Source organism: Pseudoalteromonas sp. SM9913, from assembly GCF_000184065.1.
Classification (GTDB): domain Bacteria; phylum Pseudomonadota; class Gammaproteobacteria; order Enterobacterales; family Alteromonadaceae; genus Pseudoalteromonas; species Pseudoalteromonas tetraodonis.
The window spans coordinates 900,729-925,495 of sequence record NC_014803.1 but is presented as its reverse complement, the minus strand read 5'-3'; the positions used below and the strand labels follow the sequence as shown (position 1 = coordinate 925,495).

Below are 24,767 nucleotides of genomic sequence, written 5' to 3'. Positions count from 1 at the left end.
TTTTTTGGAGATAGAACATGTTTAAATTGTCTTTCATAATGGCCGCGCTACTGTGCTCATCAGCGCTTAGTGCTGGTGAGCCCGTTATTTATAAAGATGCGCTATATCAACAACAAAAAATAGCCAAGTTAACTACGTTACCTAATAGCCTTAACTTTATGGTTATTGGTGATTGGGGACACAACGGCCACTTTTATCAAAAAGAGGTGGCTCATCAGCTAGAAATCGCCATGTACCAAACCGATGCCGATTTTGTTGTCTCGACCGGCGACAACTTTTACCCAAATGGTGTGGCAAGTGTGAACGATCCTCTTTGGCAATCAGCCTTTGAGAATATATACCACGGCCCTCACACATTTGAAGATTGGTATGTTGTTTTGGGGAATCACGATTACCTTGGTAATGCTCAAGCACAAATTGACTACACAGCAAAAAGTCAGCGCTGGCAATTACCAGCAAGGTACTACAGTAAAACATTTGCACTTGAAAACAACGAGCAAGTGTTAATGGTTTTTTTAGATACCAACCCGATTCAACCTGAATATAAAACCCGTGAAAAATACCGCTCAACCCAAAGTCAAAACTATCAAACACAATTGGCATGGCTTGAAACCCAACTTGCCGGCAGTAACGCAAAATGGAAAATTGTTGTTGGCCATCACCCGCTCTACTCTAGCGGTAAACGCTTTGGTCGCAACCAAGGTCTTCGCGACATTTTAGAACCTATTTTAGAACGCCATAACGTGCACGTTTATATCGCAGGGCACGAGCACGACTTGCAATACAATCAACCAAAAAATAGCAAGGTGGCTCACTTTGTCTCTGGTGGTGGCAGTGAAGCACGGTTTGTAAAACAACGTGAATTTACCCGCTACGCAGAAGCAACACCGGGTTTTTTAAGTATCTCAATCAATGGTGAAACGCTAACAATGAGCGCGATTAACCACCTTGGTGAAGTACGTTTTAGCACTGAAAAGCACCTAGATAAGTAAAGGATAAAATAATGAACTTTAAACTAAATACAATTTCAGCTGTGCTTGGCAGTGCACTTCTATTGACTACTATAAGCGGCTGTACACGTAATAACGATACGCAAAATAATGCAGCAGTTACAAAACCATATATTGAAAAAACAGACATTGAAACCAAATTATTCGGCCCACAACAAAACATGCAAGGCTCACAAGCTGCATCGCTAGGTAATAATCAATGGCTAATAGCGAGCGAAAGCCAAGGCTTATTACTTGCCGATAACGAGAAAGACAGTGTGCTGCTCGCCGGTAACTTTGAGTCAATTTCACTGAAAAAAATAGCAGCGCAGCAATTTTTATTGGCAACTCTAGATAACAACCAAGATAATGTGGTTATTTTTAAGCTTATAAAAAATGGCCAAACTTGGCAGCTAAATGAACTCACTCGTATTAGTCCACCTCAAGCCCAGCCCGATGCCGTATGTTTATTTAAAAACAGCAATAACAAAACTGTATCAGCATTTGTGCCAGATGTTCGCGGCTTGATCAGCGAAACGGTTATTTATGATTTAGCCACTAACCAAGCTAAAAATATCGCAGTACGTGAGTTCTCTGCAGTCACAGAGGCTTCAGGTTGTGCAGTAAATGACGACACAAAAACCCTGTATGTGGGTGAGGCAGAGCTCGGAGTGTGGGCCATTAACGCGGATGCAGAATCTGATGCCAATAAGCAGCCTGTGGCTTTAGTACAACCCTACGGCGAATTAAACAGTGAAATTGGGGCCCTATCGGTATCACAAGACGGTACATTATGGCTGAGTGCCACTGATGGTAATAAGGTTTATGCTTACCAAGCTCAAACAGATAAGCTAAGCCAATGGTCACTGGCAGGTGAGCACACAATAGAGTCTGTTGCAGCGAGCTTTATCAATGACAGTCAAGCCCAGCTGGTATTAATTGATGATGAAACAGGCGCTTACATTCAAGCAAACGTTGACTACACAGCGCAAACAGCGACTTCACAAAACAATGTCGCGATGACTCACCTTCATGCCAGCGCACAAACTACACCGGTTGCTGCGTTTGGTGATGCAGCAGATGATCCGGCTATTTGGATTAATGAGCAAGACGCTAAAAAAAGCTTAATTTTAGGCACAGATAAACGCCGCGGCTTGATGGTTTATGATCTTGCTGGCAGCAAAGTACAATCGCTTAATGTTGGGCGTTTAAATAATGTTGATGTGCGCCAACATCAAGGTATAAACAACCAGACCCATACGTGGATCACTGCCAGTAACCGTACTCTTAATAGCATTAGCGTATTTACTGTAGATGGCGATAACCAAGTAAACCATGTGACAGAAATAGCCACTAACCTACCTGAGATTTACGGTATGTGTATGTATTCCTCTGAGTCTGGCCATTACGTGTTTGTTAATGATAAATCAGGTTTATTTCAGCAGTATAAACTCACCGGTGAGCAAAGTAATTTAAGTGGTGAACTGGTTAGAGAGTTTACTCTACCAAGCCAACCTGAAGGCTGTAGCGCTGATGATAATCTAGGCCAACTATTTGCAGGTGAAGAAGATGCAGGCATTTGGTATATCGGTGCAGAGCCTACCGCTGGTAACAAAGCAGTAAAGCTACAAAGTGTTAATGAGCAACTGGTGGCAGATGTTGAAGGTATGGAGATTTATCATGCTAATGATGCTCGCTATTTAGTAGTATCAAGCCAAGGCGATAATAGCTATGTGCTTTATAAAATCTCAGATGACAAAGAGCCTAGTCTAAGCTTTGCAGGTAAGTTTAATGTAATTGCAAACCTAGATAAAGGCATTGATGGCGTAGGTGAAACTGACGGTTTAACCGTTACAGCAACGGCTTTGCCAGGTTACCCTGAAGGCATGCTTATAGTACAAGATGGCTACAATCGCATGCCCCTACAACCACAAAACTTTAAAATTATTGACTGGCGCGAAGTGAAAAAAGCAATTAGATAATAGCTAACCCTAAATGTACTGATACACACTAAAGCTTTAGTGTGTATCACGTTTAAGCTTTACTAAAATATAACTAAAGATAATTATGTATAAATGTATACTACACTTTATATCTATAAATTAATTGAGGTTATTATGCGGCTACCCTACTTCGTATATTTATTTATCAGCATTATATTTTGTACCAGCTCGCTTGCTAATGCCGAAGAGCCACCAGAACTTCCGCCATTAAACCCCAAATATGAAGCAGAGCATGCCATGGTGTTGGTTAATAAAGGTTCAAGTGTATACGCGATTAACATTCCAAGCTTTGAGCTTCCTTATGATGTACATGTTATGTACAAGGTAGATGTATCTGATATTCCATTTTTAGATTTAGTACGTGACGCTGAGTTAGTTACCGTAAAATCAAAGCCGTTTAATATTCAACGCTTAATGCGAGGCGAAGAAGTCGCGATTACCGCAGATGTGTATCTTGGAGATTTTAGACAAGGAGGTAGCTTAGTTTACAGTGATAAATTAATAGAGCTTAGCGAGCAGTTATTTACTCGTGAGCTAACTGATTTAAGCCCAGCCTCAAAATGGCAACAGTACGATATGGTTACGCTAAAAAATAACGAGCGTATTTATATTCACCAAATAACTCAGCCACCAAGCTATCATCATATAATGTTTGTTGATTTAAGTGGTGCCTGTTTACAAAAGTTTCGCACCTCAACTGAAGTGCCCTCTGCTGGTGAGCTCAATTATAAATTTATAAATTGTGGCACATTGAAACCGATGTTTTATGATGCTGAAAGCTTAAGTAAATAATTTAGCCTTGTTTTAGGGACGAAAAAAGGCTCCTCGCAATGCTCAGAGCCTTTGGTTAACTTTGGGAATTAACTCGGTTCATTGATCGTTTAAGATCAGTTTAGCGCAACTAATTGTGGCGCAATTGTTTGATAATCTACAGCCATGGCAATACTCAAAGCGGTAATATTAATAATAGAAAACGCAAACACTTGGCGTGCCCAACGGGTGGTGTCTATGTTGTAGCGATACCCTCTAAGTGCCATGAGTAACCACCAAAAACTAGTGATACAAGCAACGGCCATAAAGGCAGCACCGGTATAACCACTAATTGGCAATAGCATCACCACTAAAGCATATACTGCAATATAAAGCACAATATGGCGCTTAGCTTTGTTAACACCTTGCGCCACGGGTAATACTGGAATATTAGCGGCTTGGTAATCCTTAAAGCGAAAAATAGCAATCGCATATGAGTGCGGCATTTGCCACAAACTAAACATCACCAACAGTATTAATGCACCCATATCGAACACACCCGTAACGGCGCAATAGCCAACAACAGGTGGAACTGCGCCCGACAGACTACCTATAAAGGTGCCGTAAACAGAGTTGCGTTTCATGTAGAGGCTGTACACCCCTACATAAATGACATAGCCAAAGGCGGCAAAAAATACCGCCACTTGCGTGGTAAAGGCGATTAATAAGCCAAAGCCAATTAGCCCTAATAACACGCCATGGCTTAAAGCGGCTTTTGCAGACATTTCGCCCGTTACAGTTACACGTGAGCGAGTACGTGCCATAGCAACATCAATGTCTCTATCAATAACATTGTTTATGGCACATCCCGATGCAACAACAAGCGATAAACCAACCAAGGTAACCAACATTAACCATGGGTCTATATCACCGCGGGCGGCAAGTAAAAAACCACCGGCAACGCTGATCAAATTCCCCATAATAATACCTGGCTTAGTAACAGCTAAATAACGACGAAACATCTGAAACCTCTAATACATCATCATTGCGTTTGATTCATAAATGATCCAAACAGACAGTCCAACCACCATGACGATGATCAACGCGCTAAACAAGAAGGTAAAGGTATTCGCTTTGCCTTCATCGGTGGTGAAATTAAGGTGTAAAAAGTATTTTAAATGCACCCAAATTTGCACGATTGCAAAAGTAACGATACTCCAAAGCGTGGTGACTTTTGAAAAATCGCCCTCCATCACCATCCAAAATGGAATGGCCGTTAAAATCACTGACAAGACAAAACCAATAAGATAGGTTTTTACACTGCCGTGTGACTGATCATGATGTTGGCTTTGCATTTGCGCTAAAGCATGCGTTTCGCTATGGCTCATTACATTGCTCCCATTAAATAAACAACAGTAAATACACAAATCCACACAATATCTAAAAAGTGCCAAAATAAGCTTAAGCAACTTAGGCGCGTGACGGTTTGTTTACCTAAACCGCGCTTGATCACTTCTATCATCATTATGCTCATCCAGATAAGGCCTGCAGTTACATGTAAACCATGCAAACCCACTAATGAGAAAAACGATGTTAAAAAAGCACTTTGCTGTGGGCCATTGCCATGAACAATTAAATGATGGAACTCATAAATTTCCATGCCAATAAACACCGCGCCTAAACAAAAAGTGACCGCGAGCCAACCAAGCGTCAGCGCCTTTTTTTGCCCTTGAGCGGCAATCATGGCAAAACCAAAAGTGATACTACTAATAAGTAGCGCCGCAGTTTCTACGGCAACAAAATCAAGCTCAAAAATATCTTTGCCCGATACACCACCTGCGGTGTTCATATAAAGCACTGCGTAGGTTGCAAAAAATGAGGCAAATAAAAGGCAATCGGTCATTAAATAAAGCCAAAAGCCAAAGATTGTATCGCCAGAGGTATCGTGATGCTCATGCGTATGACTTACGCTATGAGGCTCTAAATTTACATGGCCTTGAGTTGCAGATAACGTACTCATGCGCTTACCTCCTTCGTATTACTGGCAATATGCGCGCCTTCTATTTGTAATATTTCATCGTTTTGCACGTAGTAATCTACATCGCTGGTGTAAGCACGGTTAATAAACAGCGCAATCGCGCCAATAAAACCAAGCCCTGCTAGCCACCAAATATGCCAGATCATGGCAAAACAAAACGCCGTTAAACTCGCAGCAATAAGCACACCCGATGCGGTATTTTTTGGCATATGAATTGGGCTATAGCTAGATTTACCTTGATAAGCTAGGCCTTTTTCTTTCATATCAGTCCATGTATCAATATCATCAACATGCGGGATTTCAGCAAAGTTATAATATTGTGGTGGTGATGACGTTGACCATTCAAGGGTATGACCGTTCCAAGGATCGCCGGTGGTATCATCAAGCGCTTCGCGGTTTTTAAAGCTCACATAAAGCTGAATAACTTGGCAAATAATACCGAACATAATAATCACGGCGCCCACTGCAGCAATATAAAGCCAGATATTCCAATCAGGATTATTAGAGTGATTTAAGCGACGAGTCATGCCTAAAAAGCCGAGTACGTACAATGGCATAAAGGCTACGAAGAAACCGATTAACCAACACCAAAATGATGCTTTACCCCAACGCTCATCAAGCTTAAAGCCCATTGCTTTGGGGAACCAAAAAACAAAACCAGCTAAGTAACCAAAGACTGCGCCACCAATAATGGTGTTATGAAAATGAGCGATTAAAAATAAGCTGTTATGCAATACATAATCGGCACCAGGGATTGCTAGTAATACCCCCGTCATACCACCAATACTGAAGGTAACCATAAAACCAAGCGTCCACAGTACGGGCACAGTAATGCGCAAGCGACCACGGTAAATAGTAAACAACCAACTAAATAACTTAACCCCAGTAGGGACAGCTATGACCATGGTCATTACCCCAAAGAAGGCATTTACATTGGCACTTGAACCCATAGTAAAGAAGTGGTGTAACCACACAATAAAGCCAAGAATAGAAATGGCACCGCTGGCATACACCATCGATTTATAACCAAATAAACGTTTACCAGTGAAGGTCGACACTATTTCAGAGAAGATACCAAAAGCTGGTAATACTAAAATGTATACCTCTGGGTGACCCCATGCCCAAAACAGGTTGATATACATCATGGCGTTTCCGCCGGCTTCATTAGTGAAGAAGTGGAAATCTAAATAACGGTCTAGCGTTAGCATGGCAAGCACTGCGGTTAAAATTGGAAATGATGCCGCAATTAAGATATTTGCCCACGTACATGCCCATGTGAAAATTGGCATTTTCATCAGTGTCATACCAGGGGCACGCATTTTAAATACTGTCACTAGGAAGTTAACAGCGGTTAATAGCGTACCGAGCCCCGATATTTGTAAGGCCCAAATATAATAATCGACCCCCACCCCAGGGCTAAAGGTCAACTCCGACAACGGTGGGTAAGCAACCCAGCCTGTTTTAGCAAATTCACCAAATATAAGTGATAAATTTATTAAAATGGCGCCACTGGCAGTAAACCAAAAACTTAAATTATTTAAAAAATGGAAAAGCCACATCACGGGCACCAATTTGCAGTGGTACAACAATATTCATTAAACCAATCATAAATGGCATCGCCATAAAGATGATCATAATAACGCCATGAGCGGTGAATATTTGGTCGTAATGCTCTGGCGGCAGATAGCCTGGCGCGCCACTGGTAGCAAGCGCTAACTGCGCACGCATCATAATGGCATCAGAAAAACCACGAAACAGCATGATTAGTGCTAATAAAATGTACATAACGCCTAAGCGTTTATGATCAACCGAGGTGATCCAGTCACGCCAAAGCACACCCCATTTTTTATATTTTGTTATTAGCCCAGCTATAATAAGCCCGACAACAGCAATCACCGCCATGGTAACCATGATAATAGGTTCATGAAACGGAATTGCATCTATAGATAATTTACCTAAAAACGACATGATTATTCCTCGCCCTGGCTGTGTGATGATGGCATTGAATGATTACCCATTGCTTGATGCTCATTACTCATCTGCTGATGTTTACCCATGACATGATGTTTTTTATTCATATCGCCATGCGCCTGCATGTATTTCATCACTATGGTATGAAATAAACCGTCATCAACCTTGCCATAGTAAGCGACTGGGTTGTTCTCACTTGCTTTTGCAAGCTCAACATAATTGGCATGAGTAAGGTTATTAGCGTTAGTTTTTACCTGTTCAACCCACTGGTTGAAGTCAGCTTTGGTTGGCGTTGCGATGGCATTAAATTTCATACCAGTAAAACCCGCGCCACTGTAATTAGCCGAAAAGCCTTTAAACGTGCCTGGCTCATTAGCAATTAAATGCAGCTTAGTTTCCATACCCGCCATTGAGTAGATTTGACTACCTAACTGAGGGATGAAAAACGAGTTCATGGTGCTTTCTGACGTGATTTTGTATTCAACCGGAACATTGGCTGGAAATACCAATTCATTCACCGTGGCAATACCTTGTTCAGGGTAAATAAATAACCATTTCCAATTAAGTGACACCACTTCAACAGTAAGATGTTCACCTTTACCCTCTATCGGTTTATAGGGGTCAAGCTCTTGCGTTGACTGCCAGGTGATCACACCTAAAATAACAACAATAACAATTGGAACCGCCCATACAACAGCCTCAATCTTATTAGAGTGAGCCCATTTTGGTGCGTAAATTTCATGGTTTTGTGTGTCTCTGTATTTCCAAGCAAAATATAAAGTCATCACAATAACGGGGATCACAACTAACAACATAAGCACAGTGGCGATGATGATCAGATTTTTCTCATCAATACCTATCTGCCCTTTTGGGTCGAGTACCCCGCCATTACAGCCTGATAAGATCAGCGCCATACTAGCTAAAGCAATATTAAAAAGGTTACGAATTAACAAGGGACTATCCTAAAACCTAAAGAGTTTTTATTAGCTGCCAAAAATATTTAGCAACGATATTTGATAAAAACCCAAGTTAATTAAGATTGAATTACAATAATGCAGAGCGAATGCAAGCGTAAAGTATTGACCACTGGCTTAATAAAACCACCTAGCAGAACCAACCCAGCTTTTTTAAACACATTAATATAACGCAATAAAAATTAACTTGGGTGAGGTATGGTTGGCTGAGAGTGTGTAAAAACACTAAGCTACAATGAAAGTAATCGTTATTTACAGCAAGAATAAATAATTAGATACCACAGGTGTAACCTATACCCATAAAATTAATGGGTAAACAGACAACCTGTAAAGCTAGGTGGAGCACGACAACCATGCGCAGCTTGCACTGGTTGCTGAACTTTAGCCTCGCTAAAAGCAAAGGCTGCTTTACGGAGGATTATCCCAGCACGACGCGCTGGAAACATGTGGAACAATAGCCAACAAAGGCCAATAAGTAACTGACACGATAAGATGGGATGAGCTAAAAATTCGGCAATTGTCAGTAATAATGGCTCTATAAAAAAGCCATCACTGACCAATGCTTCAAGCCTAAAGGCATCCTCAATAGCGCCACTAAGCAACATAACGACATTAAAAACTAATAATGTTACAGCCACACTCACGCCCTTTTTCGCTTTTTTAAAGCGCTCATGCAACACTGACTTACCTAAGGTAAGCAAAGCGCTGGTATGAAACAAAGAAAGTGAGTTCAAAAACATTAACCTATTAAAATGACTAATAACAAAATTCGGTGTACACCGTGGCAACAAAAAAGGTTGCAGCCGTAAAGCCTTATACAGTGACATGAAATACAGTCTCAACGCATTAGCACTATTTTGCCAAGCTAGTTTTGATCCGCATCAATAGAACTTTCAAAACTTACTGAAAGTTCGGGCATGAGTATAACAAAGAGAATTTTCTGTTCAAGATAAAAACACGATTATTTTATCGGCTGGTGATTTATTTATGCCGATATAAATAAAAAACCTCCCGTAGTGAGCTACGAGAGGTTTTTTGTTTAAACAGGGATACCCTATTTAAAGAATTTGGTTTTCTTTCCATACTTGCTCTTTGGCTAGACGCTTTTTGCGTTTATCACATGGATCATCGCAATCACATGCTTTATCAATACCTACAGAGCCTAGGCCTCCGCAGCTACTCGCCATCGATTTTCTTTGTACTATCATGCCTATCGCCATTGCAGCGACAATTAAAATAAGTAAGCCAAAGGTTAGAAAAAAAAGTGACATTGCTTAGCCCCTATTGTTCAGCAATAAAATGAGCCCAAACATCATATCTGAGCTCATTGCATTATATACCCTCATGATAAGGATATAAACCTAAAGACTATAAATAAGGCTTAAACGCAGGGCTTGAATAGGTGACTAACCCCTGTGCCGATTTCGCAATTAAATACACAGGTAAATCATGCTGCTCAGCATAGCGTTGTGCCTTTTCCATGCCCATTACCGTTAAAGCAGTCGCTAAACCGTCCGCCGTCATTGCACTTGGGTGTAAAACAGTAACAGAGACTAAGTCGTGCTTAATCGGCATGCCTGACATTGGATCAATGAGATGCGTATAAGTTTCGCCATCCATAGTATAAAATATTCTATAATCGCCTGAGGTGGCAATGCCATTATTACCCGGTGTTAATACGCGGTGTACTTTGCGCTCGCCCGGATTTGCATCAGGTTGTTCGATTGCTATTCGCCATGCTTGATTGTCTGGTTTTGTACCAGCAATACGCAGTTCTCCACCAATTTCAACCATGTAATCTGTAATGCCTTTACTTTGTAATAGCTCAGCAACTTTATCAATACCATAGCCTTTTGCGGTAGCCGAAAACGACAGCTCTAAATCAGCAACTGTTTTAGCTAACCCTTGCTCATTAAGGACCAGCTTATCTATACCAATGTTACTGACCATATTTGCCAGTGCTTCATCAGTTGGGCGCTTTGTTGGTTTTTTATCAGGACCAAATCCCCATAAATCGATTAGCGGCCCCATAGTCACATCGAGTGTTTTAGTTGAATCACCAATTCGTATAGATTCTGCAATAACCGCTCTAAAGTCATCACTAATTGGCATTACTTGATTAGCACCTAAACGGTTAAAGGTGTTTATTTCTGACTCTTCAATATAGGTCGACATAGACTGGTTAATATCAACTAAAACCGCATCTATTTCTGCTTGTACTGCTTGAGGGTCTATTTGATCAGCGTAAAACTTGATGTGGTAAGTTGTCCCCATCGTTTTACCTTCAAGGTAAGCTTCTTCGTTGTGTTGTGAATTGCCACAACCGGTGATAAGTAACGTGGATATGATTAAAAATAAGGCTACCACGCCTTTAACTGTGCTTAATCGATTCATAATAGCCTACTTATAAAGGTTAAATAGAGTATCAACTAAAATCAGCGGTAAAGCCAAACTCAGTCAGTTGATATAAAAAAGCCTCATAACACTTAGTGCTATGAGGCTGGTATTTTAACTAAATTTATTTAGTTTGGGTATTAGCCACCGAAATCATCTAATAAGATGTTTTCTTCTTCTACACCTAAATCTTTAAGCATAGAGATAACTGCCGCATTCATCATTGGAGGACCACACATGTAGAACTCACAATCTTCAGGCGCTTCGTGGTCTTTAAGATAGTTCTCAAATAACACGTTGTGGATAAAGCCAGTGTAGCCTTCCCAGTTATCTTCTGGTTGCGGATCTGAAAGCGCTGTATGCCAAACGAAGTTATCGTTTTGCTCAGCTAGGCCGTCAAAATCTTCAACATAAAACATTTCACGCTTAGAACGCGCACCATACCAGAAACTAATTTTACGCTTAGAGTTTAAACGCTTAAGTTGGTCAAAGATATGTGAGCGCATTGGTGCCATACCTGCACCACCACCTACGAATACCATTTCAGCGTCTGTGTCTTTAGCGAAGAACTCACCAAATGGACCAGAAATAGTTACTTTATCACCTTCTTTCAGTGACCAAATGTACGATGACATTTTACCACATGGTAGGCTTAGGTTTCTTGGCGGCGGCGTAGCGATACGCACGTTAAGCATAATAATGCCTTCTTCTTCTGGATAGTTAGCCATTGAGTAAGCACGAATTGTTTCTTCGTCTACTTTTGACTCCAGGTCGAAGAAACCAAAATGGTTCCAATCGCCACGATACTCTTCAGGAATATCGAAATCAGCGTATTTAACATGGTGAGCTGGCGCTTCGATTTGGATGTAACCACCCGCACGGAACGGCACTGACTCGCCATCTGGAATTTGTAGCTTAAGTTCTTTGATGAACGTTGCTTTGTTATCGTTAGAGATAACTTCACAATCCCATTTTTTAACACCGAAAATTGACTCTTCAAGTTCAATTTCCATGTCATTTTTAACATTAACCTGACACGCTAAACGACAACCTTCACGTGCTTCACCTTTAGAGATGTGGTCAAGTTCAGTTGGCAGAATATCACCGCCACCTTCTTTAATGTGAACGCGACACTGACCACAAGAGCCACCGCCACCACATGCAGAAGATACGAAAATACCTGACTCAGATAGTGCACCTAATAGCTTACTACCTGCTGATGTTTTAATGGCTTTGTCTGGATCGCCATTAATACCGATGATGATGTCACCGCTTGCAACTAGCTTAGATTTAGCACCAATGATGATTAAAACTAGTATTACAACGATAGCGATAAAAACACCAACGCCTAAGAAAATATCCATGATTGACCTCGCTATTATTACAGTGAAATACCAGAGAATGACATAAAGCCAAGACCCATCAAGCCAACAGTGATAAAGGTAATACCTAGACCACGTAAACCATCTGGTACGTCTGAATACTTCATTTTCTCACGGATACCTGCAAGTAATGTAATTGCAAGCGCCCAACCCACACCAGCGCCAATACCATAAACAACAGACTCGCCGAAGTTATAGTTACGCTCAACCATGAAGGCTACCGCACCAAAAATTGCACAGTTAACTGTGATTAGTGGTAGGAAAATACCTAATGCGTTGTACAGTGGTGGGAAGAACTTATCTAATGCCATTTCAAGAATTTGCACCAGTGCAGCAATAACACCAATGAAAGTTAAGAAACGTAAAAAGCTAAGATCCGCTTCTGGGTAACCAAGCCACTCAAGTGAACCTGGTGCTAATACCGCATGGTAAACCAAGTTATTAACCGGTACTGAAATACCTAATACAACAATAACCGCTACCCCTAGGCCAATTGATGTAGTTACTTTTTTAGACACGGCTAAGAAAGTACACATACCTAGGAAGAATGCTAACGCTAAGTTTTCAATAAAAACGGCTTTTACAAATAAACTAATATAATGTTCCACTTATCGCCCCTTACGCTTTAGCTTCTACTTGGTCTTTCTTATAAGTACGAAGTACCCAAATGAATAAACCAATAATGAAGAATGCACTCGGTGGTAAGATCAATAGACCCATAGGTTGGTACCAACCACCATTTTGTACTAATGGAATAATATCAACACCGAACAGTGAACCTTTACCGAATAACTCACGAATAAAGCCAACAGTAAGAAGCACTACAGAGTAACCTAAGCCATTACCAATACCATCAAGGAAAGACATTAATGGCGGCGACTTCATTGCATAAGCTTCAGCACGACCCATTACGATACAGTTAGTAATGATTAGACCAACGAATACAGATAACTCTTTTGCCGTAGCGTAAGAGAAAGCTTGTAGTACTTGGTCAACCACGATTACTAATGATGCAATAATCGTCATCTGTACGATGATACGTACTGATGATGGGATATGGTTACGAATAGTCGAGATAAAAAGGCTAGAGAATGCAGTTACCAAGGTCAATGCGATTGACATGATTAATGCATTTTTTAAGCTAGACGTTACCGCTAGCGCAGAACAAATACCAAGTACTTGTAATGCGATTGGGTTGTTAGCGAAAACTGGACCAAATAGGACCGCCTTCATTTCTTTAGTATCAGCCATTAGTTCAATGCTCCTTTACGTACTTTCGCAAGGAAAGGGCCAAAGCCATTTTCGCCAGTCCAAAAGTCAACTGCATGGTCAACACCATTAGACGTTAATGTAGCACCTGAAAGACCGTCGATCTTGTGCTCATCACCGGCTGCAGTCCCTTTAACGATTTGGATTGGTAACTCTTTACCTTCCCACGTTGCAGTCCACTGTGGGTTTTGAATTTCACCACCTAAACCAGGTGTTTCGTTATGTTTGTAGAAAATAATGTCTTTAATAGTTTCGCCATCGCTTTCAAGCGAGATAAAACCATACATTAAACCCCATAAACCATAACCCTGAATAGGAAGGATGATTGCATCAGTAGAGCCATCGTCTTTTTTAGAGATGTAAACAGGCGCACGCTTGGTAATACGTTGAATACCGGCGATGTCCTTAATACCATTCTCTTTAAGAGACTTGCTTAAATCAGCATCATATTTGCTTTTTTCAAAGTCGAAATCTTCTACCGGCTCAGCAAACTCACCACTTTGCATATCAACAAAGCGGGTTTCGATTTTAGCATCAAACGTTTCGGCAACGTTATCAACTTTACCAATACCAGCAGCAGCTAAGATATTACTTTGAATATCTTTTGCTTTATTTGCTTTTTGCAGAGGGCGAAGTTGCACAGACGTTAGCGACACAATAACTGCACACACTAAACATAATGAGACAACAACAGCTAGCGTTTTGCCAATTGATTCGTTATTACTAGACATTACGTGCCAACCTCCGCTTGATATTAGCTTGCACTACAAAGTGATCGAATAAAGGTGCAAACAAGTTAGCAAATAAGATTGCTAGCATGATGCCCTCTGGGTATGCAGGGTTAACAACACGGATCATGATAACCATAAAGCCAATAAGCGCACCGTATGCTAATTTACCTTTATCAGTAAATGCAGCAGATACAGGGTCAGTTGCCATAAAGAACATACCGAATGCAAAACCACCTAATACCATATGCCAGTACCAAGGCATAGCAAACATAGCATTGGTTTCAGAACCAATAGTATTTAGTATTGATGAAGTTACTACCATACCTAGGAATACACCTAGCACGATACGCCAAGACGCGATGCGCACGTAAATTAGGAATAAACCACCAATAAGTACAGCTAGTGTAGACGTTTCACCCATAGAACCTTGAATGAATCCGTAAAACGCATTCCACCAAAGCTCAATATCAGTCGCGTAATTTAACGTACCAGCAAACGCTTGACCAAGCATAGTCGCGCCAGAGAATGAATCTACGGCAGTCCATACTGTGTCACCTGAAATTTGTGCAGGGTATGCGAAGAATAAAAACGCACGACCAGCAAGCGCAGGGTTTAAGAAGTTACGACCTGTACCACCAAATATTTCTTTTGCGATAACTACACCAAAAGTAATACCTAGCGCAACTTGCCATAAAGGAATCGTTGCAGGCAGGATTAATGCAAATAATACAGAGGTTACGAAGAAACCTTCATTTACTTCATGCTTACGCACAGAAGCAAACAATACTTCCCAAAAACCACCGACAATAAAGGTTGTTGCATAAATAGGTAGGAAGAAACATGCTCCGTAGAACATTTTTGCGCCCCAACCAGCATCAACGGTTAACTCACCGCCTAATAACTGGAATAAACCTACTTGCCAAATGTTAGCAAGTTCAAAACCATTACCAAGCGCGATTGCCGCTTGATGACCAATATTGAACATACCAAAGAACATGGCAGGGAACGTCGCCATCCACACTAAAATCATCATGCGTTTTAGGTCGATGTTATCACGAACGTGAGTTGAACCTTTGTTTACGTAACCTGGCGTGTAAAAAATAGTCGCAGCGGCTTCATACAGCGCGTACCATTTCTCATGCTTACCACCTGGTTCAAAATGCGGTTCGATATCTTCTAAGAAAGTTTTTAAGCCCATTTTAGCCTTCCTTCTCGATCGTAGTTAAGCAATCGCGTAGGGCTGCGCCGTACTCGTATTTGCCAGGACAAACGAAGGTGCATAACGCTAAATCTTCTTCATCTAATTCAAGCGCACCTAATGAAATTGCACTGTCTAAATCACGAGACAATAAGTCACGTAATAAGAGCGTTGGCAAAATATCAAGTGGCATAACACGCTCATAGCTTCCAAGTGGAACCATGGCACGTTTTGAACCACCCGTAGACGTTGTCATTTTAAATAAACGACTCGGTGTAAGGTGAGACAAGAATGTACGCGTTACAGAGAATTTATCACTACCTGGTGCAATCCAGCCAAAAAATTCTTTTTCGCGACCTTCAAGTAATACAGATACTTGAACATGGTAACGACCTAAAAATGCATGAACGCCAGACGACGTAGCACCTGCAAGTACAGAACCAGAAATAACACGGTTATCACCGTCTTCTAATTCACCTGCAACTAAGTCATCAAGTGAAGCACCTAATTGTGTTTTCACTAAACGAGGATTCTTAACACGCGGACCTGCAAGCGAAATCACACGGTCTGTGTAAATTTCACCAGTAAGGAAAAGGTGACCATACGCAATAACGTCTTGGTAACCAATGTGCCAAACTTGCTTACTAGCAGATACTGGGTCAAGGTGATGGATATGAGTGCCAACAAGGCCAGCCGGATGCACGCCACCAAACTCATGTACTTCTACTTGAGCAATAGGTGAACTAGGAACTTGACTACCTGCTTGCTTACAAACAAATACTTTGCCATCGGTTAAACGTGACACAACAGCCAAACCTGCTTCAAACGCTTTCGCATTTTCAGCAATAATTACTGCAGGATCTGCAGCAAGTGGATTGGTATCGATAGCTGTCACAAAAATAGAGCTCGGATTTGCATCCAACGCTGCTACTTTACTAAATGGACGAGCACGAAGTGCTACCCATTGACCCGATTGAACTAGTACTTCTTTAGCTTTTTCACGGTCTAAGCTGTTAAGCTCAGTTTCCGAGAAAGAACCAAAGGTGATTTGCTCACTGCCGTTTACTTCAATAACAACAGATTGCAGAACACGTTTAGCACCGCGATTAATTTCTTTTACTGTACCAGAAGCTGGTGCAGTAAATAATACGCCTGGGTTCTTTTTATCTTCAAAAAGTACCTGGCCTTTTTTGACTTGGTCATCCACACGAACATGCATGGTTGGACGCATACCGATAAACTCTTCACCTAGCACAGCTACACGTTTGACGGTAGAACCATCATGAATAACTTGCTGAGGTGCGCCCTCTAAGGGTAAATCCAGACCTTTTTTTATATTGATCATACGCACTTGCACTACATTAACGGAAAGAAACTGAAAAATCGTACTAACCACGCCGCTATTTGTATTATTGCAAGCTATATAAAATGACTCGCTATAAATACCAAACAAGCAGCGCAGTAAAACTCCTCACATATTGCTTTGATTTTAACATTATTGTGACTGACTATGCGAGTGTATTTATGAAAATTATACGAGAGAAACGTTTATTTAGTTTTGTAATTAACAATTAATAAAATACAAGCTAGACCAAAGTGGTAAATTAGCCAACAAATAGCAAATATTTTTTCAAATCAAAGCTAAAAAACAAAAAAGCCGCACAAGGCGACTTTCTCAAAAATGCGCTATCAGCGAGATTAGTCAATCATATTGGCAATAGGTGCAACAGGATTTACATCTTGTTCATAATCAACCGTGTCAATACCAAAACCAAACAAGCGTAAAAACTCATTATGGTAACCAATATAATCGGTTAACTCATCAATTGAGTCTGTATCTACACTATCCCAAATGGCTTGAACGCGAGATTGAACGTCATCTTCCAGTTCTTTATAGTTTTGGAATAAATGCCCGCCCTCGTCAAAGCGAGGTGAATCACCGTATAAGTTCTCACTAAATAGCGCATGAATTTGCTCAATTGTGCCCTCGTAAGTGCCATCAGCCTTCATCACTTTAAATAATGCAGAAATATAAAGTGGCATAATTGGAATTGCAGAGCTTGCTTGAGTAACAACCGCATTAAGCGATGAAACGTAGGCTTCACCATTTAAATCTTGGGTAGCAGCTTTAATAGCAGCAGTGGCACGGTCTAAATCTTCTTTGGCTTTACCAATTGTTGCATGACCGTAAATTGGCCACGTTAGTTCTTTACCAATATAAGTGTAAGCCGTGGTTTTAAAGTTATCTGCGAGTACATCAGCGTCTTTAAGTGCATCAATCCACATTTCCCAATCTTCGCCACCCATTACTTTAATGGTGTTGTCGATATCGTCTTGGTTTGCCGCTTCAACGGTTACTTCATCAATTTCACGCTTTGATGTATTTAAGTTTTTAGTGGTTACCGCATTACCAATTGGCTTAAGCGTTGAAGAAAACACTTCGCCGGTATTTGGATCAGTTCGACGAGGTGACGCTAAGCTGTAGATAATACAGTCAACTTTACCTAATTCAGCTTTAATGGTGTCGATTGTTTTTTGTTTAATTTCGTTAGAAAACGCATCACCATTAATATTTTTTGACCATAAACCTTCAGCTTCAGCGGCTGCTTGAAACGCCGCCGTATTATACCAACCCGCAGAACCTGTTTTACGCTCAGTGCCTTCTTTTTCAAAGAAAACACCTAATATTTTAGCGCCACCACCAAATGCAGCGGTAATGCGAGACGCTAGGCCATAACCTGTAGACGCACCAATAACTAATACATTTTTAGGTGCATTTTTTAATGCCCCTTGCTGCTTAACATAATTAATTTGTTCTTGTACATGCTCTGCACAGCCTACTGGGTGTGCATTGGTGCAGATAAATCCGCGAATTTTAGGCTTAATGACCATTGATCATCCTATATCTTTTACAATAAAAATTAGCGCTAGTTTAAAGGCTAAAACAAAAAAAACTGATCTGATCAGTTACGCTCTGCTCAAACCACCTTCTAGCTACCTGTTATCCAATTTTTGAGCCACCCATACAGTTAGGCGATTGCGGTGCCTCACCGTCGTGCTCGGTAAATTCTTCAGGGGTGTAAGTGTGCATCGCAAGCGCATGAATATGATTTGCTAACTCATCTTTTAAAATTTCGTTAATTTCACGATGACGCTGCAATAATCGCTTACCAGCAAATTCCTCACTGACTACAATCACTTTAAAGTGTGATTCAGTGCCTGCACTGTGCATATGGCTTTCGTTGATCACATTTAAATGCTTGCACGCAATCGCATCGGCTAGCTTGTTACGTATTTGTTCTTGCATTGACATAAAAACCATCCTCAAAATTCAGTTATGTCCTACTATAACAACTGCGGCTATACCATGGCTAATGCTATTTAACTGAAACTATTATTAATATAGCGAAACGTTAAACTTATTCGAGGGTGTTTAAGCGTTGTTTGTTTGGGCAATGCATGTTGGTAATTTTGTTGGCTTTGGCCGCTCATTATTAAACAGCTACCACTTTGTAATTTAATGTTAGTAATGCTGTTACTTACTTTGTGTTTAAGTTTAAATAATCGCTCTGCGCCAAGCGATACACAGGCTATGGTAGGCTCAGGCCCTAGCTGCGCCTCATCATCGCTATGCCAACCCATACTATCGTGGCCATCACGATAATAATTAACCAAAATTGAATTAAACGGTTGCTGTAGGTGATTTTCTAAACGTGTTCGCATAGCAAGTAATACGTCTGGCCAAGGCTCTAAATCGAGTTTATGCCCAGAATAGCCGTACTCAAGATTCTCTTCGCTGATAAAACATTGTAGCCTAGGTATTGGCCCCGTTTTGCCAAACACCGTTATATTTGGTTGTTGCCAATTTAAGTTTTGCTGCAAATAATAAAATAAATCGAGGCTTTTTTGCGCACTAAGCACCCTACTTTGATAAGAAAAGCCATTTGGTAACAGTTGGGGGTTGGCGTTTGGCGGTTGCATGTTAGAATTTACCTATCATTTGATTACCGATCATTAAACTATTATGACTACGCAAGCTACGCTCGGCGATAACACCTTTACTCTTGAACGCTTTCCTTTGGATCAAAAAAACCGCAGCTTACAAGCGTGGGATTCAGCAGACGAATACCTCATTGACTATGTTAATGAACACTACCCTGATTGTCGCTCTTTACTGATCTTAAACGACAGCTTTGGTGCACTTAGCTGTTACTTTAGCAAGCAACAATTAACAGTTTGTTCAGTAAACGACTCTTATATTAGCCATCAGGCGGCGGCTTATAACTTAGCGCAAAACAAAATCGCAACAACTGCGTTTAGCCAGCTTGATAGTTTATCGGCTTTGCCCGAACAAGTAGACCTAGTGTTGGTAAAAGTACCACGCACGTTGGCTTTTTTACAGTATCAGCTATCTGAATTAAGCGAAGTACTGGCGCCCGGTACACCGGTTATTGGTGCTGCAAAAACTAAAGACGTGCATAACTCTACGATTAAAGCATTTGAAGATTTTATTGGTGAGACGAAAACAAGCCTCGCAGTAAAAAAATCGCGTTTAATTATTAGCCAAGCCGCTGGCGGTTATAAAGGTGCAGATTTCCCAGTGAGCTGGCCGCTCGAAGGCACTGATTTTACAATAAGTAATCATGCCAATGTGTTTTCACGTGATTCACTTGATATTGGCGCGCGTTTCTTTTTTAATTATTTGCCACAAACAAATAAAGCCAAAAATATTATTGATTTAGGCTGTGGCAATGGCGTAGTTGGTTTAATGACATTAGCGCGCTGTCCTAATGCCCATATTAGCTTTGTTGATGAGTCGTATATGGCGGTTGAATCAGCTCGACTCAACATTGAGCTCAACATGGAAGACAAGTTTGAACAATGTACCTTTATAGAGAATGATTGTTTAACTGACTTTGAACGTGAAAGCGCTGATATTGTATTGTGTAATCCGCCATTTCACCAAGCACAAGCGGTTACCGACCACATAGCATGGCAAATGTTCAAGCAAGCAAAAGACACATTAAAAGAAGGTGGCGAGCTGCGTATTATTGGTAACCGCCATCTAGATTACCACGACAAACTAAACCGTATGTTTGGTAACTGTACTTTATTAGGCTCTAATAAAAAGTTTGTGGTACTCAGCGCAACTAAAAATAGTGGGACGTTATAAATGAAACTCTTAAAAGCATTATTGAGCTGTTGTACATTAGTGGTTTTTTCGGGGTGTGCCAATCAGCCTAATCAGCTTATTCTCAACCCTGTGTATAAAAGTGGTCAAATAAGCTCAATAAACAGCAGCTTAAACACCAGCGTGATTGATTTACGTGGTGACAGTGCAACCTTAAAGCTAATTGAATCGAGCAAAACCAAAACCATTGCCAGTACGGGTATTACTGAATCGGTTAAAAGTGCGCTAGACAGTGCACTGAGTCGCAATGGCGCTAGCATTTCTAATTTAGCGCAATTGCGTTTTGAGTTAGATATTCACACGCTGCAAGCGGTAGTTACAGAAACGCTAATGAGCCATACCAGTGAAGCCAAGATTGAATTTGAAGTGCGGGTGATTCGCCCGACCAGTAATTTTAGTAAACGCTACAGCGGTAATGCTAATTTATCTGGCCCGCTTGGTCACGATAGGGCAAAAGTTGAAGGTCAGCTCAATAAGTTGACTGAGCAGTTAATTACCCGCATTGTATCTGACCCAGAATTAATTGCATTTTTAGAAGGTTAACAATGAAGCAACTTTTTTTAATCTGCGTAAGCTTATTATTTAGCGTTAGTAGCTTAGCGGCTCAAGAGGGTCGTTTTGTGCAAAAAGATAACATTTTTCCTCGGGTAGAAATTGTGACATCGTTGGGCAGCATTGTGGTTGAATTAGACCGCTCAAGAGCTCCTATTACGGTCAATAATTTTTTAACGTACGTGTCGGATAAAAGCTATCAAGGCAGTGTGTTTCATCGTGTAGAACGCGACGTAGAAAATGATCGTGACTTTGTAATTCAAGGCGGTGGTTATGATAAAGATTACGATGGTCTACATGAAAACGACCCTATTTTTAATGAAAGCGGTAACGGCTTAACAAACGATATGTATAGCATTGCGATGGCTTATCAAGACCGTGAACCACACTCAGGAACGCGTCAGTTCTTTTTTAATATGGATGATAACGATCATTTAAACCCTGGCCGTGATTGGGGATTTGCAGTGTTTGGCAGTGTGATGGAAGGCTATGAAACACTCGATAAAATCATGGCTGTAAAAACCGGATTTAATGACAAAATTGGCTACAACTTTGTACCCGAAAAACCGGTCGTCATATTAAATATTAAGGTGCTTGAGCAAGTTCCTTTATAACTTTTTTAATAAGAGCAGCCTTAGCTGCTCTTTGTATAAGCCAATGAGCCCCTATGAATAGCACACTTTCTGTTAGCGAATACTTTTCTTATTTTAAAGATAAACGTTTGATTAATGTTTTTATATTTGGAATGAGCAGTGGCTTTCCGTGGGTATTAATTGGCTCAGTAATGTCGGCATGGCTTAAAGATGAAGGTTTGAGCCGCAGCATGATTGGCCTATTTGGCATTGTGTTTGGTGCCTACAGCATCAACTTTTTATGGTCACCTTTAATCGACCGCACTAAACTGCCCTTTTTATATAATTGGCTTGGTCAGCGCCGTAGTTGGATACTGTTTTGCCAAAGCTTTATTTTGCTTGGCACATTGCTACTTGCAGGACTTGATTTGAAAGCAAACCTAGCGGTTGCCGCCGCACTTTGCTTGTTAATCGCCATAGCCTCTGCCACGCAAGATATTGCAATTGACGCCTTTCGAATAGACACCCTTAGTGAAAATGAATCTCACAAAGCCACCGCGGCTGCTGCAATGGCCACCTCAGGTTGGTGGACTGGCTATGCTTTATTAGGAGCTGTGCCTTTTTACATGGCTGATATGCCAAATATTGACTGGCCACAGGTGTATTATTTTTTATCCGCGATTATGCTGTTATTAATTAGCTGTGTATTTTGGGCTAAAGAGCCACAATCAAATCGCGAAGCCGTACATGCCGAACTAGAACGTGTTTATCTTGAAAAACTCGCCGCAACTAAACAAACACCACTGACAAAAACGCTTGCATGGCTAGGCGTTACCGTGGTTGATCCGTTTAAAACCTTTTTTGCTAAAAATGGCGTTAAAACCGCGTTGGCGCTGCTGGCGTTTATTTTCTTATTTAAGATTGGTGAAGCATTTTTAGCGCGGATGTCAATTGTATTTTATAAAGAAGTTGGCTTCAGTAATACCCAAATAGCAAATTACTCAAAACTCGGCACGGGGTTAATCACCATTGTATTTGCCTTTTTGGGCAGTATTTTTAACCATAAATATGGCATTGTGAAAGGCTTATTTATTAGTGGCGTAGCCATGGCAGCATCTAACTTAATGTTTTCTTGGATTGCCTTAGCTGGTCCACAAGAGCACTTATATGCAATGGCAATTGTAGTTGATGGCTTTACCCAAGCTTGGTCTTTAGTGGCAATGGTTGCTTTTATATCTATGCTGTGTGACAGAGCATTTAGCGCCACCCATTATGCGCTACTAGCATCATTGGGTAATTTAGGGCGTACGTTATTATCGAGTTACAGCGGCGTGGTTATTGATGATTGGCTAATGGGGAATTGGTCATTGTTCTTTGTATTAACTGCACTTATGGTTTTACCCTCATTAGTGTTTTTATTTCTAATTAGGCACAAGCTATATGCACTAGAGCAAAATTATCATAAAAATACCTAATGCATCCCTGCACTAGTATTGGCTGTAGACGCTAATTTAACTTTACGATTACAGCCAAAAAGAAAGCATTAAGCTTTAATTAAGCTTAATGCTTCATACGGGTCGACTTCTAATGCATTACAATAGCGAACAAACTCAATTACATCTAAACGACGTTCCTGATTTTCAATTTTGCCAATAAAAGAATGTGGCGTACCCAAGATTTGCGCTAAGCTGCGCATGGTGTAGCCTTTTTCATGGCGTTTAGTTTTAAGCCACTTTGTTAATTTTGCATTTTCTTCCGAAGATACGGTTTTACCCATCATATACAACTCCTACTCGTTGTTTAAATATACATATAGCTAAGTGCTTAAATCGCCAACACTGTAAACCTACAAACACTCACTAAAGCGCAGTGTAAACGCTTACAATTCAACCAATAAAAACGCTCAAATATGTATTAACACTTTATTATTGTGAAAAATGAAACCTTGCCCGTTTCACTCTTGGATACATTATATACCATTCACCGTTGATCTGAATGATTAATTAGTAATTATGCGATTAAAGTTTAACAACAAATATTTACTAACTCTGAATAAGGTTAAATATTTTATAACTTTTTTGTTTCATTTAAATATAAGCCGTTTATTATTAACTTATTATTTGTTTAAAAAGGCTAAATCATGTTTAGACTACTTTTTTTACTGCCTATTATTTTATGCTTGGGCTGGTACTTTTTTTTACGCCATTATGCAATTCCAATCAAACAGGGTAAAAAAGGCTTTATCTATATTTTAGCTTTCTCTGCATTCGTACTTGGTTTTTTTGTGTTAATAATGCAAATAACAGAATACAGACCAACTGAGTTATGATTTTAAACACATAAAAAAACCGCTAATTAAGCGGTTTTTTTTTCAAATAACGGTATCTTTACACGCTAAAACTAGCGCCACAGCCACACGTTGTTGTGGCATTAGGGTTAGAGACAAAAAAGCGTGCCCCTTCTAACCCTTCGGTGTAGTCTACTTCACCGTCAACTAAATACTGGATACTCATTGGGTCAATGACTAAGGTAACCCCGTTTTTAACAATCTCTAAATCGCCAGGATTCGCTTTTTCATCAAAAGTAAAACCGTATTGAAAACCTGAACAACCACCGCCTGTGACATAAACACGCAGTTTTAGATCTGGGTTTTCTTCTTCGTCGATTAACTGTTTAACTCGCACAGCGGCTGCGTCGCTAAACTTAATGGGTAATTCTTCAGACATTTTATAACCCTCAATACCTTTATACTA

Annotated in this window: 26 protein-coding genes and 1 pseudogene; 8 read left to right on the top strand and 19 right to left on the bottom strand. The window is 40.5% G+C overall.

Annotated elements, in window-relative coordinates:
* Positions 1-17: 17 nt before the first annotated feature.
* From PSM_RS04270 to PSM_RS04260, 3 genes are all read left to right on the top strand, one after another.
* Positions 18-992, top strand: a complete 975-nt coding sequence (locus PSM_RS04270; protein ID WP_013464359.1) for a metallophosphoesterase — start codon at positions 18-20, stop codon at positions 990-992.
* Positions 993-1,003: 11 nt separating this feature from the next.
* A complete protein-coding gene (locus tag PSM_RS04265; protein ID WP_013464358.1) occupies positions 1,004-2,971 on the top strand; it encodes a phytase in 1,968 nt (655 codons plus the stop codon).
* A 135-nt stretch (positions 2,972-3,106) separates the two neighbouring features.
* Positions 3,107-3,784 (top strand): hypothetical protein, encoded by a 678-nt coding sequence (locus PSM_RS04260; protein ID WP_013464357.1) that lies wholly within the window; start codon positions 3,107-3,109, stop codon positions 3,782-3,784.
* A 95-nt stretch (positions 3,785-3,879) separates the two neighbouring features.
* On the opposite strand, the gene cyoE is transcribed toward PSM_RS04260, so the two are convergent.
* From cyoE to PSM_RS04175, 17 genes and pseudogenes are all read right to left on the bottom strand, one after another.
* Positions 3,880-4,764 carry a heme o synthase gene (gene cyoE / locus PSM_RS04255; protein ID WP_013464356.1) on the bottom strand — a complete coding sequence of 295 codons (885 nt, stop codon included), beginning with the start codon at positions 4,762-4,764 and terminating at the stop codon, positions 3,880-3,882.
* A 9-nt stretch (positions 4,765-4,773) separates the two neighbouring features.
* Positions 4,774-5,130, bottom strand: coding sequence for a cytochrome o ubiquinol oxidase subunit IV (gene cyoD / locus PSM_RS04250; protein ID WP_013464355.1), 357 nt, complete (start codon positions 5,128-5,130; stop codon positions 4,774-4,776).
* A complete protein-coding gene (gene cyoC, locus PSM_RS04245; RefSeq protein ID WP_008111916.1) occupies positions 5,130-5,762 on the bottom strand; it encodes a cytochrome o ubiquinol oxidase subunit III in 633 nt (210 codons plus the stop codon). Before cyoC ends, cyoD begins: the two co-directional genes overlap by 1 nt.
* Positions 5,759-7,748 (bottom strand): annotated as a pseudogene (gene cyoB, locus PSM_RS04240) (cytochrome o ubiquinol oxidase subunit I). Before cyoB ends, cyoC begins: the two are co-directional and overlap by 4 nt.
* 2 nt (positions 7,749-7,750) lie before the next feature.
* The gene (gene cyoA, locus PSM_RS04235; protein WP_013464352.1) at positions 7,751-8,704 is read right to left on the bottom strand and encodes a ubiquinol oxidase subunit II; all 954 of its coding nucleotides are present in this window, start codon (positions 8,702-8,704) and stop codon (positions 7,751-7,753) included.
* A 326-nt stretch (positions 8,705-9,030) separates the two neighbouring features.
* On the bottom strand, positions 9,031-9,459 hold the full coding sequence (locus PSM_RS04230) for a hypothetical protein (protein WP_013464351.1): 429 nt from the start codon (positions 9,457-9,459) through the stop codon (positions 9,031-9,033).
* Positions 9,460-9,783: 324 nt separating this feature from the next.
* Positions 9,784-9,996, bottom strand: a complete 213-nt coding sequence (gene nqrM, locus PSM_RS04225; protein ID WP_010391098.1) for a (Na+)-NQR maturation NqrM — start codon at positions 9,994-9,996, stop codon at positions 9,784-9,786.
* A gap of 97 nt (positions 9,997-10,093) precedes the next feature.
* On the bottom strand, positions 10,094-11,119 hold the full coding sequence (locus PSM_RS04220) for an FAD:protein FMN transferase (protein WP_013464350.1): 1,026 nt from the start codon (positions 11,117-11,119) through the stop codon (positions 10,094-10,096).
* Positions 11,120-11,259: 140 nt separating this feature from the next.
* Positions 11,260-12,483 (bottom strand): NADH:ubiquinone reductase (Na(+)-transporting) subunit F, encoded by a 1,224-nt coding sequence (gene nqrF, locus PSM_RS04215; RefSeq protein WP_013464349.1) that lies wholly within the window; start codon positions 12,481-12,483, stop codon positions 11,260-11,262.
* Between the two features lie 17 nt (positions 12,484-12,500).
* Positions 12,501-13,109 (bottom strand): NADH:ubiquinone reductase (Na(+)-transporting) subunit E, encoded by a 609-nt coding sequence (gene nqrE, locus PSM_RS04210; protein WP_006791490.1) that lies wholly within the window; start codon positions 13,107-13,109, stop codon positions 12,501-12,503.
* Positions 13,110-13,119: 10 nt separating this feature from the next.
* A complete protein-coding gene (locus PSM_RS04205) occupies positions 13,120-13,752 on the bottom strand; it encodes an NADH:ubiquinone reductase (Na(+)-transporting) subunit D (protein ID WP_006791491.1) in 633 nt (210 codons plus the stop codon).
* Positions 13,752-14,501: a Na(+)-translocating NADH-quinone reductase subunit C gene (locus tag PSM_RS04200; protein WP_008111895.1), complete on the bottom strand. Its 750-nt coding sequence runs from the start codon at positions 14,499-14,501 to the stop codon at positions 13,752-13,754. The genes PSM_RS04205 and PSM_RS04200 overlap by 1 nt, the downstream gene beginning before the upstream one ends.
* The gene (locus tag PSM_RS04195; protein ID WP_008111893.1) at positions 14,494-15,699 is read right to left on the bottom strand and encodes an NADH:ubiquinone reductase (Na(+)-transporting) subunit B; all 1,206 of its coding nucleotides are present in this window, start codon (positions 15,697-15,699) and stop codon (positions 14,494-14,496) included. Before PSM_RS04195 ends, PSM_RS04200 begins: the two co-directional genes overlap by 8 nt.
* 1 nt (position 15,700) lies before the next feature.
* Positions 15,701-17,044, bottom strand: coding sequence for a Na(+)-translocating NADH-quinone reductase subunit A (locus PSM_RS04190; RefSeq protein WP_013464348.1), 1,344 nt, complete (start codon positions 17,042-17,044; stop codon positions 15,701-15,703).
* Positions 17,045-17,397: 353 nt separating this feature from the next.
* Positions 17,398-18,591, bottom strand: coding sequence for an enoyl-ACP reductase FabV (gene fabV, locus PSM_RS04185; protein WP_013464346.1), 1,194 nt, complete (start codon positions 18,589-18,591; stop codon positions 17,398-17,400).
* Between the two features lie 109 nt (positions 18,592-18,700).
* The gene (locus PSM_RS04180; RefSeq protein WP_013464345.1) at positions 18,701-19,012 is read right to left on the bottom strand and encodes a BolA family protein; all 312 of its coding nucleotides are present in this window, start codon (positions 19,010-19,012) and stop codon (positions 18,701-18,703) included.
* Between the two features lie 68 nt (positions 19,013-19,080).
* Positions 19,081-19,680: an alpha-ketoglutarate-dependent dioxygenase AlkB family protein gene (locus PSM_RS04175; protein ID WP_013464344.1), complete on the bottom strand. Its 600-nt coding sequence runs from the start codon at positions 19,678-19,680 to the stop codon at positions 19,081-19,083.
* 43 nt (positions 19,681-19,723) lie between these two features.
* Here PSM_RS04175 and PSM_RS04170 point away from each other — a divergent pair, with 43 nt between their 5' ends.
* From PSM_RS04170 to PSM_RS04155, 4 genes are read left to right on the top strand one after another with little or no spacing between them, the layout of a single operon-like run.
* A complete protein-coding gene (locus PSM_RS04170; protein WP_013464343.1) occupies positions 19,724-20,872 on the top strand; it encodes a methyltransferase in 1,149 nt (382 codons plus the stop codon).
* A complete protein-coding gene (locus PSM_RS04165) occupies positions 20,873-21,433 on the top strand; it encodes a YajG family lipoprotein (protein ID WP_013464342.1) in 561 nt (186 codons plus the stop codon).
* 2 nt (positions 21,434-21,435) lie between these two features.
* Positions 21,436-22,056, top strand: coding sequence for a peptidylprolyl isomerase (locus PSM_RS04160; protein ID WP_013464341.1), 621 nt, complete (start codon positions 21,436-21,438; stop codon positions 22,054-22,056).
* A gap of 53 nt (positions 22,057-22,109) precedes the next feature.
* Entirely contained in the window at positions 22,110-23,489 is a 1,380-nt protein-coding gene (locus PSM_RS04155; protein ID WP_013464340.1) for an AmpG family muropeptide MFS transporter, read from the top strand.
* Between the two features lie 68 nt (positions 23,490-23,557).
* On the opposite strand, the gene PSM_RS04150 is transcribed toward PSM_RS04155, so the two are convergent.
* Entirely contained in the window at positions 23,558-23,794 is a 237-nt protein-coding gene (locus tag PSM_RS04150; protein ID WP_013464339.1) for a helix-turn-helix domain-containing protein, read from the bottom strand.
* A 360-nt stretch (positions 23,795-24,154) separates the two neighbouring features.
* Between PSM_RS04150 and PSM_RS04145 the strand changes: the two genes are divergently transcribed.
* On the top strand, positions 24,155-24,343 hold the full coding sequence (locus tag PSM_RS04145) for a hypothetical protein (RefSeq protein WP_013464338.1): 189 nt from the start codon (positions 24,155-24,157) through the stop codon (positions 24,341-24,343).
* 58 nt (positions 24,344-24,401) lie between these two features.
* Here the strand turns inward: PSM_RS04145 and erpA are convergent, their stop codons facing one another.
* The gene (erpA, locus tag PSM_RS04140; RefSeq protein ID WP_002958911.1) at positions 24,402-24,740 is read right to left on the bottom strand and encodes an iron-sulfur cluster insertion protein ErpA; all 339 of its coding nucleotides are present in this window, start codon (positions 24,738-24,740) and stop codon (positions 24,402-24,404) included.
* Positions 24,741-24,767 lie beyond the last annotated feature (27 nt).

Bases quoted from the DNA above. Each gene is read 5' to 3' on its own strand.
- PSM_RS04270 (WP_013464359.1), top strand. From the start codon at position 18: ATGTTTAAATTGTCTTTCATAATGGCCGCGCTACTGTGCTCATCAGCG.
- PSM_RS04265 (WP_013464358.1), top strand. From the start codon at position 1,004: ATGAACTTTAAACTAAATACAATTTCAGCTGTGCTTGGCAGTGCACTT.
- PSM_RS04260 (WP_013464357.1), top strand. From the start codon at position 3,107: ATGCGGCTACCCTACTTCGTATATTTATTTATCAGCATTATATTTTGT.
- cyoE (WP_013464356.1), bottom strand. From the start codon at position 4,764: ATGTTTCGTCGTTATTTAGCTGTTACTAAGCCAGGTATTATTATGGGG.
- cyoD (WP_013464355.1), bottom strand. From the start codon at position 5,130: ATGAGCCATAGCGAAACGCATGCTTTAGCGCAAATGCAAAGCCAACAT.
- cyoC (WP_008111916.1), bottom strand. From the start codon at position 5,762: ATGAGTACGTTATCTGCAACTCAAGGCCATGTAAATTTAGAGCCTCAT.
- nqrM (WP_010391098.1), bottom strand. From the start codon at position 9,996: ATGTCACTTTTTTTTCTAACCTTTGGCTTACTTATTTTAATTGTCGCT.
- PSM_RS04220 (WP_013464350.1), bottom strand. From the start codon at position 11,119: ATGAATCGATTAAGCACAGTTAAAGGCGTGGTAGCCTTATTTTTAATC.
- nqrF (WP_013464349.1), bottom strand. From the start codon at position 12,483: ATGGATATTTTCTTAGGCGTTGGTGTTTTTATCGCTATCGTTGTAATA.
- PSM_RS04205 (WP_006791491.1), bottom strand. From the start codon at position 13,752: ATGGCTGATACTAAAGAAATGAAGGCGGTCCTATTTGGTCCAGTTTTC.
- PSM_RS04200 (WP_008111895.1), bottom strand. From the start codon at position 14,501: ATGTCTAGTAATAACGAATCAATTGGCAAAACGCTAGCTGTTGTTGTC.
- PSM_RS04195 (WP_008111893.1), bottom strand. From the start codon at position 15,699: ATGGGCTTAAAAACTTTCTTAGAAGATATCGAACCGCATTTTGAACCA.
- PSM_RS04190 (WP_013464348.1), bottom strand. From the start codon at position 17,044: ATGATCAATATAAAAAAAGGTCTGGATTTACCCTTAGAGGGCGCACCT.
- fabV (WP_013464346.1), bottom strand. From the start codon at position 18,591: ATGGTCATTAAGCCTAAAATTCGCGGATTTATCTGCACCAATGCACAC.
- PSM_RS04180 (WP_013464345.1), bottom strand. From the start codon at position 19,012: ATGTCAATGCAAGAACAAATACGTAACAAGCTAGCCGATGCGATTGCG.
- PSM_RS04175 (WP_013464344.1), bottom strand. From the start codon at position 19,680: ATGCAACCGCCAAACGCCAACCCCCAACTGTTACCAAATGGCTTTTCT.
- PSM_RS04170 (WP_013464343.1), top strand. From the start codon at position 19,724: ATGACTACGCAAGCTACGCTCGGCGATAACACCTTTACTCTTGAACGC.
- PSM_RS04165 (WP_013464342.1), top strand. From the start codon at position 20,873: ATGAAACTCTTAAAAGCATTATTGAGCTGTTGTACATTAGTGGTTTTT.
- PSM_RS04160 (WP_013464341.1), top strand. From the start codon at position 21,436: ATGAAGCAACTTTTTTTAATCTGCGTAAGCTTATTATTTAGCGTTAGT.
- PSM_RS04155 (WP_013464340.1), top strand. From the start codon at position 22,110: ATGAATAGCACACTTTCTGTTAGCGAATACTTTTCTTATTTTAAAGAT.
- PSM_RS04150 (WP_013464339.1), bottom strand. From the start codon at position 23,794: ATGATGGGTAAAACCGTATCTTCGGAAGAAAATGCAAAATTAACAAAG.
- PSM_RS04145 (WP_013464338.1), top strand. From the start codon at position 24,155: ATGTTTAGACTACTTTTTTTACTGCCTATTATTTTATGCTTGGGCTGG.
- erpA (WP_002958911.1), bottom strand. From the start codon at position 24,740: ATGTCTGAAGAATTACCCATTAAGTTTAGCGACGCAGCCGCTGTGCGA.